Origin of the sequence: uncultured Nostoc sp., assembly GCF_964245445.1 — a bacterium.
Taxonomy (GTDB): Bacteria; Cyanobacteriota; Cyanobacteriia; order Cyanobacteriales; family Nostocaceae; genus Nostoc.
The window spans coordinates 1-13,051 of record NZ_CAXTNE010000231.1 but is presented as its reverse complement, the minus strand read 5'-3'; the positions used below and the strand labels follow the sequence as shown (position 1 = coordinate 13,051).

The window sequence follows — 13,051 nt, the reverse complement described above, 5'->3', positions numbered from 1 at the left end:
CCCTCCTTGTTGAGAAGTAGATTACCATACTTTTTTATTAGTGGGATAGTTTCATTCAACCTACGCAGTTTAAAGTTTTTGGCGCTAACTGAACTGTATTGTGCTATAACTACTCTTTACAAAACTGGGTACTAGGTATTAGAAAAACAATCCCTAATCCCCAACTCAATGGTTATGAATATCAAGCGTCGGCAATTTCTCACAACCTGTGGACTAGCTACACTAGCCACCCAGATATCACCACTTACCGCCCAAGGTAAGCCATCTGCAAACACCAGCAGCAAGCCGCCGCACCTGCAAGCGGGTGATACCGTAGGATTGATTTCCCCTGCGGGTATCGTTGACGCTAAAGACATCGAAGCAGCACAGCAATCAATTTTACATTTAGGGTTAAATGTCAAGCTGGGGAAACATATTTTAGACCGTTACGGCTATTTAGCGGGTAAAGATGCCGATCGCGCCGATGATGTAAACTTGATGTTTAGCGATCGCACCAGAAGCAATTCATGCGATCGCTACTTCTGTTCCAGGTGTAGTTAACTGTCATGATATTGCTTCTCGCGGTGTTCTTGGTCGTCAAGTCTTCATCGAAATGCATTTAATAGTAGATGCACCAGACGTAGAAACCGCTCACCACATCACCGAAGAAGTAGAAAGCCGATTAGAAGAACGGTTCCGTCCAGTCAGGATTTTAATTCATGTCGAGCCACTAGCCTATAAGTCTGAGCAAATTAGCTTTGAAACTGGAGCGAAGTAATCTAAGCAATTTAAAATCACGCCTTGTTTCAGATAAGAAAGCCTTAACTCCGACTTTTTTGCAGCTAACTAAAACGTTTTCGGCTTTGCTCAAAATTAACAAATGCGATTATGCCAAATTTTTGGCTATTGACTGGATGCATTCTTGCATGCGTTATCGTTTGTTTATTTTTACAAAAAACACCCTACAACTTGCTGAAGTACAGTGTAGGGTGTTGACTAACAACCAGTTTACTTTTAGATCAAGAATATGAGGGGAGATGAGGGAGATTAGGGACTTCCAAATAAAAAAATATACCATCGCTATAGAGGCAGAAGGCAGGGGAGGGAAAGTCGTAGTGAAGTCTAGAAATTGGATAATTTATTTTTTGGAGTTCCCTTAGAGAAATAACAAATGACCACCAATAAATCACTGCATCTTTTCATTAACTCTTATAATAAGCAACTAAATTAGCAACAATCGCAACTAGTTCTCCTGGATCAACCGGTTTTGCCACATGAGTCTGAAAGCCTGCTTCCAGCGCACGGCTACGATACTCGCTATCGCCATAGGCAGTTAAAGCTATAGCTGGGAGTTTTTCCCAAATATCAGACTTCAGTGCTCGAATCTTGCGGATGAGAGTGTAGCCATCTTCACCAGGCATAGCAATATCACAAATTAAAACTTCTGGTTGCAACTCAGGTAATACTTTCAATGCTACCTCTGCCGATGCAACTGCTATGACGGTGGCTCCATCAGCTTCCAACACGGTAGTAATGTAAAATCGGCTATCGTCATCATCATCAACTACGAGGATGTTTAAGCCAGCAAGGGGCAGAGCAGATTCCATAACATCTCCATTAATGTTGATCACATGAAAGTTATTTCTAATAAGCTGCTTGTTTTTTCTCAGTGGCCACACCATTGGTAATTTTACTGCGATCGCGTCTATTTTCCTAGAAAATAACTCAATTTGTCCAGCCACCATCAAGTAGATGGTTAATTCTTGGCTGGCATTTAGAATTGTTGACGGGATAAAATTATGTTGGTGTTTAATTCTTTAATTAACTTTTACCAATAATTGGAGTTCAAGAATAATCTTGTTAATTACTGACTGTTTTATTGTGATAAAATTCCTATTTTATTTTTGAACAAAATTACGTACTGTAGGGTGCGTTAAGATGAAATCCGTAACGCACCATTTATAATAATTTGGTGTGATACTCTCGCAGCTACACACCCTATTAGTTAGTATGTCAAGGCTAAATTTGTGCAATAAATTTTGCAGGTTGGGTCGTTCGCGTCAGCGTCGCGCAGCGAAGAATGATACCCAACATCCCGATGAGTGTTGGGTTTAGCATTGCTCAAACCAACCTACACTTAATGCATCATTTTAGGCTTAACACCCTATTACGTATCTTTTGAAAAATCAAATAGTAATCCTATAACAGGTTGAGATTTTCGTAGAAGTAAACCACGAATAAATTCGCTTGCTCTTGGTGCAGACGCTGAATGAACAGACTTTTTAAAATTTGGAGTTTTGAATCTTTCAATTCCATTATCCAAAATTTAAAATATCAAATTCGTTTATCAGCTTCTGAACTAAGTCAACTCAAAACTGGGTTACTCCCATTCAATGGTTCCAGGCGGCTTAGAGGTGATGTCATAAACCACCCGATTCACCCCTTTCACCTCATTCACAATCCGAGTGGAAATCACTTCCAGTACATCATAAGGGACTCTTGCCCAATCAGCAGTCATGCCATCTTCACTGGTCACAATCCGCAAAACAATCGGGTAAGCGTAAGTGCGTTGATCCCCCATAACGCCAACACTACGAATTGGCAGCAATACAGCAAACGCTTGCCAGAAATCATGATACATACCGCGTTGGTTAATTTCTTGCCGGACAATCAAATCTGCATCGCGCAAAATATTTAACCGCTCAGATGTGACTTCTCCCAGAATGCGAATTGCCAAACCAGGCCCAGGAAAAGGTTGCCGTTGGACAATTTCTTCTGGTAAACCAATGGAACGCCCAACTTTGCGGACTTCATCTTTAAATAGTTTCCGCAGTGGTTCCACCAATTTAAATCTTAGGTCTTTGGGTAAACCGCCAACATTGTGATGACTCTTAATTTTCACTGCTACCCGCTCACCAGTTTGGGGATCAACGTTGGTGTCAGCAGATTCGATCACATCTGGATAAAGAGTCCCTTGAGCCAGATAGTCAAAGTGACCAAGGCGTTTGGATGTTTCCTCAAATACAGCAATAAATTCGTGTCCGATGCGGCGGCGTTTTTCTTCAGGATCTGTGATATCAGCAACTTTAGCTAAAAAGCGATCGCGAGCATTAACATACTCTACAGGAATGTGAAACTGCTCTTGGAACAGCTTTACCAATCGCTCTGGCTCATACTTTCGCATAAAACCTTGATCAATAAATACGCAAGTCAGTTGCTCGCCAATGGCTTTATACAGCAAGAAAGCCAGAGTGGAAGAATCCACCCCACCAGACAACGCTAACAGCACCCGCTTATCACCAACTCTGGCGCGAATTTCCCGAATTGCCTCTTCGACAAAAGCGGCTGTTGTCCAAGTAGGTTCGCAATCGCAGATGTGGTAGACAAAATTACGGATTAATGCTAAACCGCCAATAGAATGCACCACCTCTGGATGGAACTGAACGCCGTAAAGTTTCTTTTCGTGGTCAGCAATCGCAGCACAGGGAGTATTTTCTGTATGTGCCAGCAATTCAAACCCTGATGGCATTTGGGTAACTGAGTCTCCATGACTCATCCACATGGTGGTGCCATCTTCAACATTCGTGAGTAAATCTGTAGGATCATCAATATATAATGAGGCTTTGCCGTACTCACCTCGGTCAGCCTTTGCCACTTCCCCACCGAGTTGGTTTACCATCAACTGCATTCCATAGCAAACACCCAAAACGGGTATTCCTAAATTCCAGATTTCTGGGTCACAATGGGGAGCGTTATTACCATAAACCGAACTCGGACCACCAGAGAGAATGATTCCTTTAGGATTGAGTTGGCGCAATTGTGCAGAACTAGTGCGATAAGACAAAACTTCAGAGTATACTTGAGTCTCGCGGATGCGACGGGCAATCAGCTCAGAATATTGAGAGCCGAAGTCCAGAATTACAATCAATTGGCGATCAAGTCTCCCAAAGTTTTCCAATGTTTGGGGCGCTTGTTCTGTTGGTATCACCGCTGTATTCATGACGGGAGTGTTATGTCTGTTAAGGGTAGATGCTTTGTGGTCTATGGTGATGCTATTATTCAGCCTGGGTAGGCTGATAATGGTATAGAGAACCTTTACAAACGCGAGGTTATGTGCGTTTGTCTAGTCCGGGAGTCGGAGATGGTATTAAAACGATAAACTTACCCTAGAGTGGTTACTTAGAAGATTATTTATTTGAATTGTTTACGATTATTCATAATAAATTAACATAATTTTCCCATCAACAGACCAGCAGTTTTACTCTTCACGATAATTTTGCGATCGCGATCAAAGAGGATAGAGCCACAAATTGTTACTCCTGTGCCCTTTTCGCTATGACTTTGGATGTATTCTTTAGAACGAACATCGATGGCTTCGGCGATCGCACTGTAAACTTGATTTACCCAATCACTACCGGTTGATGCATCTAGCGATTTTAGGTATGTTAGTGCTGCTTCGGCGGTTGCACTATTAAACACAGTTTGGATATCTGGTGATTTTAAACCTGCGATCGCACAGTGTGCTGCCAAAATTTCCCGCCGTCCATCAGCCAAGTAGTGATGGGTGTGAAAAATCCCTCCAGCCAGTTTCATCAGTTTACCGTGATAGCCAAATAATAAGATTTCTTTCACGCCTAGCACATCAGCTTCTACTAACATTGGGCCAAGCCAGTTAGCAGTTTTGACCAATTGTTCAGGATTAATCCCTAGTTTACGCGCCAAATCTAGGCCATTCTCCCCAATGCAGAATACTAAACTTTCAAAACGATTGGCTTTATTTTGTAATTGGCCCCGGAAAACTGCAAGCTGATCTGGTGTACTTAAGGGTTGAGAAATGCCAGTTGTACCTAAAAGGGAAAGTCCTTCAACCACACCAAAAGCAGAATTTGAAGTCCTAACAGCAAGCGATCGCCCTTCGGGTAAAATAATCGTCACCGTGATTTTTTCCCCTGGCGCTAGCATTCGTTGCAAATTCTCGCATAAAAGCCTTCGAGCATAAGCATAAATAGCTGGCTTGTCGTCAGCATTTAATTGCCTGCCAATTCCTTCCCCACCTTTAATAATTACAGCATCATCACCCTGTTCTCGCCATTCCACCAATGCCCAAATCGGTGTATCTTTAGTCAAATCGAGATTATCACCAGGATCGCTACGGGTGATTGCTAAAGCTGTATTATCAGATAATCCTGCTACCTGTTCAATGGGGATTTCTGCAATTTGAGCGGGTTTAATCAAATCTATAGATGCTAAAGTTAGGGGTTGGCGATCGCGTAACCAGTGTAAAGCTGCAACAGCAGAAGCACAGGCAAATACTGGGAGTGTGTATCCAGAACGGGACATTTTGTAAATTTAAAAGTTAAAAAAATTCTTCAAAATTGTTCGCGCAGCGTCACGAAGCTTCGCTACCTGTCAATGTAGAAGCGCCACGAATCGGGCATACGCTGCTCCAGCAACCTGAGATGAGCGCCAAACCCGACGAATGGATTATTGGACACCACATCATAAAGCCCTTTGCCCCAGTCTGGAATATCTCTCTCCTCGTAACGAGCAATAAGAATCTCCACGTCGAAAACTAAAATACCAGTGATACCAAGCTGATAATAAAAAGCATAAACGACTGCTGCAATGGCAGGCAACTGAATCGGACGAGCGGCAGACGCTCCCGCCGCAGTTCTGAAATCAATTCCGTATCTGAAGTTTTCAAAATCAAGTTCGCCATTGTTCCCGAGACGCTGTTCACCAAACGAGAACTCCATGCTCAAGAATATGTCAAACCAATCGTCCGTGTTACCCAAATACGGAGCCAAAGAGCAACCCAGGCACTCGTTAATATCTTTAGCTGTTTGAGCCAAATCTTGCGGATAGTTGAAGAAGTAGTTTATCGTGCAGCTCATATTTCCTATTCTACCGGTTCGAGCCAAGCCGCGCGCGACGGCAGAACTATTGATTATACCCAAACTTTCTATATAACTCCCCATATTGGGTAATATACAGAATTTTTATACATAACACTCTAAGAGGTTGTTTGAAAAGTATAAAATGTCATGCCCAACGGAGCGCCAGCGTAGTGAAGCATCTCACAATTTAACGAAAAATCGGGATTCTTCACTCCACTTCGTTACCTTCAGAATGACGAATTATACCTTTCATCGACTTTTCAAACATCCTCTAATACAGCTACATAAGTAGTAAGACAAAATTAATTACAGAAATTTTTACCTGAAACCCTTATCCAGCCATCAACAATCTCAAAGTCAGCCTTGCCGCAAAATTACAAATTACAAATTAGTAATTAGTTAGACTCCTACTTCTGATAATAGAGCTTCCATAGCTTCCCAAGAGAGTCTTTGTTGAATATAACGGGGTGCTTCAGGATTGTAAGGACTGGTTACTCGGTCAATATTGAGGATAATTGCCCCATCAGGTAGAACTGGTACATCTGCATCAAATGCTGTAGGGCGCATCAAAGAACTAGAAAAGCCTTTGAAAATAGCAATTGTATCTTGCTCATCAGCAATTTCCACCGTTACAATTAGGACTTCTTGGGGACGTTTAGCGGTGTATTGTTCCAGTCGCTTGCCAATGGAATCCATTTTTTTAAGAGTAGGGGTATGGTAGTGCAACAACGCTTACTGTGGTGTGGCCGAGCGTCCCTGCTTGCCTAACTTAATCAGAACAAAGTAGCTTAAGTAAAGCACATAAATTACTAAACTAGTTATGCCGAGAAAACCTAAAAACTCAGCCTTGCTATTAGCATGGAAATATTCTTTGAATAGCAACGGAGCCTCAAACCAAACGCGACAATAGGAAGTCTTCAGCGCACTACCAGAAAAAGCACAACCTAAAAAAGGGATAAAGGCTAGTGTACCCAAAATACAATAAACAGTTGTAGCCCAGCGCCAAGAAGTAAAAATCAATTTCAAAGCGCCACTGGTTTGATACTCAATTTCATCGTTGATATCCACCCAGAACCACAGCGAAATCGGGATCAAAATCTGAGCTATCAACCCAGAGATAAAGCTAACTGGATACTGGGCAATCATTAAGTAAATCGTGATTGCTACCAGGCTTGATACTCGCCAGTATATACTCAATAAGCGTTGTATGCCTTCCGCTCTTTGTACAAATGCCCAAATTAGAAGAATTAGCGGAATAACTACCAGGAATAATACTGCCAGTCGGTAATCCATCCAGACGAAAGGGCGAAACCAAACGTTATAGTCCATAGTTTTTCTCAAACGATAAATAAAACATTTTTAACCAAGAACAAAATCCATAACTGACAAACTGTAAGCTATTAGCTAGCTATTAGTCTATCTATAATTACATAACAGTTTAATCAAAGCACAAAGTCTAGCTTCAAGACTGCGCTCTAACTTTTTTGTGCAAGCAAGTGGCTACCCGATTTATACTATTTCACGGAATTTATACTGTAAATACGTTTGTAGGGGCATACAGATGTACGCCCCTACGCTCAATTCATTTGTTGCAAAGATTTTTGGAAAAGGTATTAAATGGTAAATTGTTTAATTCACTTTCCTCAATCTCTCTATCTGGGAAAAAACAAGCAACTCAAATATCCTCATCTCAGATTTTGCACCTATTTGCAAGTAGCGTCAGAAAGAGTTCTAAAACCCACCCACCGACTATATACTCGGCACTCTCGGACAAAACCCCAATTTTTTTGGGTGTAAAAGTTTCCTTTTAAGATAAAAAAACCTCAAATTTTAACCCTTATGCATCCATAGCTCCAAATATTTCACCAATTATTTACCTGTTGGGGCAAATGATGAAAGAGGGGGAGTAAGATTTTAGGCGGGAGTGAGGTGAGAGTGCAAGATTTGAGTAAGTAAATTTTGGTTGCTTGTTTACCAAACGAACAAAAAATTCACTTGTCTAAATTTTTAGTCGTCGTAAACTCGGCATTCAATTGCATCTGGGTTGTCATCACAATACTGTTCAAGAGAATTTTTTGGCTTGCTTTGGCGCTTGTGGGAAGCTTCGGCTTGCAATTCTTCTACTGCATCCCAAGCAGCAGCACACTCTGGTGAGTTACTACCGCTAACGTCACAGACAGTACGCGCTTGCTCCACTTCTTCTTGGATTTTCTCTTGAATATCGCTCTTTGCTGTTTCTTGGATGTTGGTCATTGCTTTAGTCTCGTTGTGTGTTGTTAATACTAGTATAGAAAAACTTCAGAAATGGCAGATTTTAGCTTGATTACTAACCATTCTAACCATTCATCTCATAACTTAGTAATTTCACCTATTGATTTATAACCAATACAGTAAACTACCGCATCTATAATGCATTCATCTTTATTTTTTAAGATTTTGTGGAATTAGTACCATAGATAAACAATCATACAATATATTTAGATGCATCTATTAGGGAATGACAACCCCAGCTTCTTGGGATGGAGGAGACAAAAGGCTGGCACTAATTCTTGTAAGATGCAATTCTTCCCAAAATTAAAAATCAAAACCTACTAGCCTAAAAAGAGAAAGAAGCTCAAAACTCATGGCAGACCAAATGCAGTGGGCAAACGCCCTATCAACCCGTCATTCTTTGGAAGCAGCTGTTACAGATGTGGTGGAACGAGCTGTCTCATTGTTAACAGCACCTGCGGATCTAGGACTGGTATTCATTTCGTCTGCTTTTACGAGTGAGTATTCCCGACTGTTACCCTTGTTAGCTGAGAAACTTTCTGTACCAGTGCTAATTGGCTGTAGTGGTGGAGGTGTGATTGGGACGACAGTTAACGGAGAAATCCAAGAATTAGAAGCTGAACCAGCTATTAGCTTGACTTTAGCACACCTTCCAGGGGTGAAGGTTCAAGTCTTTCATGTTGTTGCTGAAGAATTACCTGATTTAGATAGTTCTCCAGATGCTTGGGTTGATTTGCTCGGTGTGCCAACATCACCGACACCCCAGTTCATTTTGCTGTCTAGTTCTTTCGCTTCTGGAATCAACGATTTATTGCAGGGGTTGGATTTTGCTTATCCAGGATCGGTGATAGTGGGGGGACAGGCTAGCGGTGGGGGTATGGGTGGTCGTGTTGCCCTTTTTTGTAATGATACTGAGGGCGGGGAATGCCAAAGCCTGTATCGTGAGGGTACTATCGGCATAGCTTTGACTGGCAATATTGTTTTGGAAACGATTGTAGCCCAAGGATGCCGACCGATTGGCAAACCATTGCAAGTTACAAAAGCCGATCGCAACATCATCTTAGAGTTAGATGAGCAAGTGCCGCTAGTGGTATTGCGAGATTTAATTGCTAGTCTCAGCGAACACGAACGGACTTTAGCACAGCACTCTCTGTTTGTTGGTGTGGCGATGGATGAATTTAAGCTGGCTTTGCAACAGGGAGACTTTTTAATTCGTGGTATTCTTGGGGTCGATCCAACAGCCGGGGCGATCGCAATTGGCGATCGCGTCCGTCCAGGACAAAGGCTGCAATTCCACCTCCGCGATGCCCAAGCCTCTGCTGAAGACCTAGAATTACTCCTCCAAAGTTATCAAACCCAACGAGAATCTGAACCCTCTGCCGTAGCTGCCTTAATGTTTGCCTGTCTGGGGCGAGGTGAAGGACTGTATGGTAAACCCAATTTCGATTCTGAACTATTTCGGCGCTATCTCAACGATATTCCTATAGGCGGCTTTTTCTGTGGTGGTGAAATCGGCCCTGTTGGTGGCAGAACCTTCTTACACGCCTACACTTGTGCATTTGGAATTTGTCGCCAAAATCAGTTATGAATTAGACTCCTGAACGGCAGTTACTTTCATAGCGGGTTCTCCAAAGGAGTACAAGTTGGGCTTATTGACTATCTGGCGTTTGCCCTAGTACATATACACCTTTGTTCCCTTCTTCATGAAAGTTTATCAAATATGTTGTTCATATATGAATACTATTTAATAGTCAGTACTGTCACTTAATTGCGATCGCCATCAAATATGACAGTTTTAGCGCCCAGCTAATCGATAGTTTTTCCAAGCTTGATCGGCGATCGCAACTTAATAGGAATCGTGTTCTTTTAAATTATAAAAGGGCTAGTTTTTGCCTGGGAATTAACTAGAATTTTTCAGACGAAGCACATCCTATTTATTGTTCGATTTGAACCCCATTCTTGAATATTGTTCCAACTTTCTCTAATAAGCTGTTACAGGAGGTTTTGTGATGAAAAAAAGCAGAGCTATTGCCAGTTTTATGATTAGCAGTCTGTTGGCATTGACCATTCCGGTCTTCATAAATCCGCACAAGGCAGATGCTAACGATTATTCGGAAAATCTATGTCGCCGAACGGTCGTTGGCACATACCTTGCGACACTTACCCAAACAAATTCAACTTCTAGTCAACCCTCGTCATACCGCGAAATTGCAACTTTTACCGCAGATGGTAATCTCATTGCCAATGACTCTCTGGCTAATGGTGTTCCGGGTTCATCCAACCCAGATGACCAACCCTTTGGTCCTTCACAAGGTAGCTGGAAGTGTACTGGAAATAACGAGATTGTTGGCAAGGCACTTGATTTCAATTTCCCATCAGGGTCATTACCAGGCAATATTGCGGTTACTGAATATCACTTGAAGTTCAATCCACAAACTCTCACAGTGAATGGAACCTACAAGTATAGTTACTATGATCTAAATAACAGTCCACTGGATCAAAAGACTAAACCGCTTCCCTATGGAGTTTTTAAATACAGCTTCCAAGGGGTGAAACTTAAGGCTGACTAATCCTTTTTTACTTTGTTGAAATTTGGTGTTTTCTATTAGATGCAGGCTATTGATAATTAAAAAAGATTGGAGGAGGTGAACGTCGGTCACTTCCTCCACTTTAGTAAGAACATTTTGAGTATTTTAACTGATTGACAAAAGGCACTTTATTTTACAGATGTATTACAACTGCCTTCGTCGGCTTGGCTTGTAAGATGTTCCCGTTTTAGCGCAAAATAGCTGTTTGTTTAGCATTTAGCTGTCCTTCTATATTTGCAGATATATATCGATATAAATGCTCTGAAGACTTGTATATATAGAAAAATATATTCCTTGTATAGGCTAGTTTAAATATTAATTTATACCTTGTGTTCTTTAACAAAAAGCTCCATGATTGATTGAGGAAGCACATAGTTATAGGTTAGTTAACAATAATGCCGATAGACTTCATTATGTTTTCTGATTCATGGCAAGAAAATATTTAATATTAACCTGAAAATTATTCATGTCGGAGTTCGACTAATCCAATGTTAGAAGGATGGATTCAAATTGTATTAACGTTACTAATTGTAGTAGCGATTACTCGATTTTTTGGGCGCTATATGGCGCGTGTCTACCTTGAGCAAAGTACTTTTTTCGACCCAATTTTGAATCCGGTTGAGCGAGTGCTTTATGCCTTGGTTGGTGTTAAAAACAAAGAAAATATGACGGGTTGGCAGTATGGCCGGGCAATCCTATACAGCAATGTAGTAATGGGGTTGCTGATTTTCTTTATCATCATGAATCAGGGATGGTTGCCCCTTAATCCCACGAGAATAAATGCCCCAACTTGGGACACAGCGCTGCATACGACTATTTCCTTTATTACTAATACCAACCAGCAGCATTATTCTGGTGAAACATACATGAGCTATGGCAGCCAAATGTGGGGGCTTGGTTATCACATGTTCACCTCTGCTGCAACTGGTTTGGCGGTAGGAATTGCTTTTATTCGGGGATTGACTGGTAGATCGTTAGGCAACTTTTATGTAGACCTAATTCGCTCGATTACCAGAATTTTGCTGCCTATTTGTATTGTGGGCGGCATTGTCTTGATGGCCGCTGGCGTTCCAGAAACTCTGGGGGGTGCAGTTGTATTCCCTACTTTGGAAAATCCGAATATTAGTCAAGCGATCGCTCGTGGCCCTGTTGCCCATTTTGAAATTATCAAGCAATTAGGGGAAAACGGCGGCGGCTTTTTCGCCATCAACTCGGCACATCCCTTTGAAAATCCCAACGGATTTTCTAATTTGATTCAAATTGTGGCTATGCTTTCGATTCCCACTTCCCTAATCTACACTTATGGGTTATTTGCGAACAACACTAAGCAAGCTTGGTTAGTCTACGGCATGGTAGGCGTTCTCTATGTAGTATTTATCATCGTCACTGCTATTGGTGAATACAATGGCAATCCGGCTGTGAATGCACTGCTGGGTAATCAGCAACCGAATTTAGAGGGTAAAGAAGTCCGCTTTGGTTGGGCACAATCTGCATTATTTGCAACGAGTACAACTGGTACTATGTGCGGCGCAGTTAATAGTTTACACGACTCCTTTATGCCCAACGGCGGTTTTATTACCCTTTCTAATATGTTCTTGCAAATTATTTGGGGTGGACAGGGTACAGGAACCGCTTATTTATTTGCTTACCTGATTCTGGCTGTGTTCGCTACAGGGCTGATGGTGGGGCGGACACCAGAATTTCTGGGACGCAAGATTGAGAAGCGCGAGGTTGTACTTGCTAGTTTCCTGATTCTGCTGGTTCACCCGATCGCAATTATGATTCCCGCAGGTATCACCTTGGCATTTCCCGATCAACTATCAGGAATTAGTAATCCCGGCTTTCACGGCTTTGCTCAAGTTATCTACGAATATGCCTCAGCTGCTGCTAATAACGGTTCTGGCTTTGAAGGTTTGGGAGATTCACAACCGTCTCCTTTTGCGATGTCTGCGACGGGCTTCGCCAACGCTACAGGTACAGCACCAACTTTAACCGCTTTGTGGTGGAACTTGAGTACCTGTTTTAGTTTAATTGCTGGACGCTATATTCCGATTCTGGGTTTGCTGTTTTTAGCAGATAGTATGTCTCGTAAGCAAGCTGTTCCCTACACCACTGGTACATTGCGAACCGATACCGGACTATTTATAGGCGTTACCGCAGGCGTGATTTTAATCCTGGGCGCACTTACATTCTTCCCAGTACTTGCATTAGGCCCCATTGGTGAAGCCTTTTTTATCGCTAAAGGCATTGGCTAGGGATTAGGGGAATGGGGAAAGATGAGTGAGTTAGAAGTTTAGGACTTACACACACTCTACG

General features: G+C 42.0%; 10 protein-coding genes and 2 pseudogenes. 5 read left to right on the top strand and 7 right to left on the bottom strand.

Features of this window, described 5'->3' with window-relative positions; translation table 11 throughout:
• Positions 1-174: 174 nt before the first annotated feature.
• Positions 175-495 (top strand): annotated as a pseudogene (locus ACFE90_RS28865) (LD-carboxypeptidase); the annotation flags it as partial.
• Positions 482-757, top strand: a pseudogene (locus tag ACFE90_RS28860) (cation transporter dimerization domain-containing protein); the annotation flags it as partial. The pseudogenes ACFE90_RS28865 and ACFE90_RS28860, both read left to right, overlap by 14 nt.
• Before the next feature lie 424 nt (positions 758-1,181).
• Here the strand turns inward: ACFE90_RS28860 and ACFE90_RS28855 are convergent.
• The 7 genes from ACFE90_RS28855 to ACFE90_RS28825 form a co-directional block, all read right to left on the bottom strand.
• The gene (locus tag ACFE90_RS28855; protein ID WP_375505812.1) at positions 1,182-1,586 is read right to left on the bottom strand and encodes a response regulator; all 405 of its coding nucleotides are present in this window, start codon (positions 1,584-1,586) and stop codon (positions 1,182-1,184) included.
• A 773-nt stretch (positions 1,587-2,359) separates the two neighbouring features.
• Positions 2,360-3,979, bottom strand: coding sequence for a glutamine-hydrolyzing GMP synthase (guaA, locus tag ACFE90_RS28850; RefSeq protein WP_375505811.1), 1,620 nt, complete (start codon positions 3,977-3,979; stop codon positions 2,360-2,362).
• Between the two features lie 224 nt (positions 3,980-4,203).
• Positions 4,204-5,319 (bottom strand): cobalt-precorrin-5B (C(1))-methyltransferase CbiD, encoded by a 1,116-nt coding sequence (cbiD, locus tag ACFE90_RS28845; RefSeq protein ID WP_375505810.1) that lies wholly within the window; start codon positions 5,317-5,319, stop codon positions 4,204-4,206.
• A 62-nt stretch (positions 5,320-5,381) separates the two neighbouring features.
• Positions 5,382-5,873: a hypothetical protein gene (locus tag ACFE90_RS28840; protein WP_375505809.1), complete on the bottom strand. Its 492-nt coding sequence runs from the start codon at positions 5,871-5,873 to the stop codon at positions 5,382-5,384.
• A 402-nt stretch (positions 5,874-6,275) separates the two neighbouring features.
• Entirely contained in the window at positions 6,276-6,572 is a 297-nt protein-coding gene (locus ACFE90_RS28835) for a hypothetical protein (RefSeq protein ID WP_375505808.1), read from the bottom strand.
• Positions 6,573-6,608: 36 nt separating this feature from the next.
• Complete coding sequence (locus ACFE90_RS28830) at positions 6,609-7,205, bottom strand: DUF3177 family protein (protein ID WP_375505807.1); 597 nt, start codon at positions 7,203-7,205, stop codon at positions 6,609-6,611.
• A 678-nt stretch (positions 7,206-7,883) separates the two neighbouring features.
• On the bottom strand, positions 7,884-8,129 hold the full coding sequence (locus ACFE90_RS28825) for a Calvin cycle protein CP12 (RefSeq protein WP_100901547.1): 246 nt from the start codon (positions 8,127-8,129) through the stop codon (positions 7,884-7,886).
• Positions 8,130-8,499: 370 nt separating this feature from the next.
• Here ACFE90_RS28825 and ACFE90_RS28820 point away from each other — a divergent pair, with 370 nt between their 5' ends.
• From ACFE90_RS28820 to kdpA, 3 genes are all read left to right on the top strand, one after another.
• A complete protein-coding gene (locus tag ACFE90_RS28820) occupies positions 8,500-9,735 on the top strand; it encodes an FIST N-terminal domain-containing protein (RefSeq protein WP_375505806.1) in 1,236 nt (411 codons plus the stop codon).
• 421 nt (positions 9,736-10,156) lie between these two features.
• A complete protein-coding gene (locus ACFE90_RS28815; protein WP_375505805.1) occupies positions 10,157-10,717 on the top strand; it encodes a hypothetical protein in 561 nt (186 codons plus the stop codon).
• A gap of 506 nt (positions 10,718-11,223) precedes the next feature.
• Complete coding sequence (gene kdpA, locus ACFE90_RS28810; protein ID WP_375505804.1) at positions 11,224-12,990, top strand: potassium-transporting ATPase subunit KdpA; 1,767 nt, start codon at positions 11,224-11,226, stop codon at positions 12,988-12,990.
• Positions 12,991-13,051: the final 61 nt, after the last annotated feature.